At 63.8% G+C, this 1,281-nt stretch carries 1 pseudogene; it reads left to right on the top strand.

The annotated features are described in order from the left end of the window. Positions 1 to 128: 128 nt before the first annotated feature. Positions 129 to 1,281, top strand: a pseudogene (locus tag FEM54_RS32720) (ImcF-related family protein); the annotation flags it as partial.

The following is a 1,281-nucleotide window of genomic DNA, read 5'->3' as shown; positions in this document are numbered from 1 at the left end:
ATTGGGGGATCTAGCACCGTTTATCGGGATGTCCCTGGCATTGCTTCAAGCCGGTGTGGCGGGGCAGCCCTGTGGTTGGTTGAGTCAGGATGCAAATAAACGGTTGGCGATTGGAGTGGCGGTGCCTTATGGCAATAGTTAAGGACATGGGGAAAGGTTCGTTGGCGCGCGTGGGGTTCGGCTATTTGCTGCTCATTACCCTGCTGGTGCTATTGGGCTGTCTGGTATATGGCTTGGGCGGCGACGCGTTGGGCTGGCCGCAGTTGCCGCTCAAGCAACTGGCGTTGTGGGGGCTGGGTGTGTGGTTCGCGCTCTGCTGGTTATGCCCGGTGGTGTTGCTGGCCTGGGATCGCCTGGCGGCTCGTCAGGCTGAGCGGGTGGTGGGCGTGGCTCCGTCAATTCCGGGCTCAGCGTTGAGCCCGCCATCGACCGATGACGGGGCGGATCGGGTTAAGGCGTTACGCGCTCATCTGCGCGAGCACTACGGCCCCCTCTGGCGCCAAAAAGTCCGCCTCCTTCTTATCATTGGCGACCCCACCAACGTCAAAGCCATCGCCCCCAACCTCACCACCCGCCACTGGCTGGAAGGCCAGGGCACCGTCCTGCTGTGGGGCGGCCACGCCCATGAATCCCTGGAGCAAACCTTCACCGCACACTGGTCCGGCCTGAGCCGCTGGCGCTCCCTGGACGGCGTAGTCTGGGCCTTGGACAACACCCAGGCCGCCGACGAAGCCGCGATGGCCACCGGCGTGCGCCAGTTAAAACGCCTGGCGCATCACGTAGGCTGGCAGTTGCCGTTATACCTCTGGCAAGTATGTGCCAGCACCTGGGAGCAAACCGGCCGTGCGGTGCAACCGGTGGGCTGCGTACTGCCCGAGCGCTTCAGCGCGCAGGAACTGCAGGAGCAGTTGACCGAGTTGCTCACGCCGTTGCGCCGTGCCGGGTTGGGGCAGATGAATGAGACATTGGCCCACGATTTCCTGCTGCGGTTGTCGCGTGATTTGCAGGCCAAGGGAATTGCCCGTTGGCGGCAGGTGTTGGAGCCGCTGTCGCCCGAGTTTTCCCGTGGCGTGCCGTTGCGCGGGCTGTGGTTCAGCCTGCCGGTAGCGCCGCTAAAGTCTGCTTCAAAAAACCACGACTGGTCCGCGCCTACCCCGTGGCAGGGCGTGCTCGACGATAACCGCACCGCTCGGCGTTTGGGCTGGGGCGTGGTGCGCGTCGGCTATGCGTTGATGTTGGGCCTGGCGCTGATGTGGGGCGCGGGTTTGTTGTTGTCATTCG

This window comes from Pseudomonas edaphica (genome assembly GCF_005863185.1).
Lineage (GTDB): Bacteria > Pseudomonadota > Gammaproteobacteria > Pseudomonadales > Pseudomonadaceae > Aquipseudomonas > Aquipseudomonas edaphica.
This window is presented reverse-complemented; position numbering and strand designations above follow the sequence as displayed.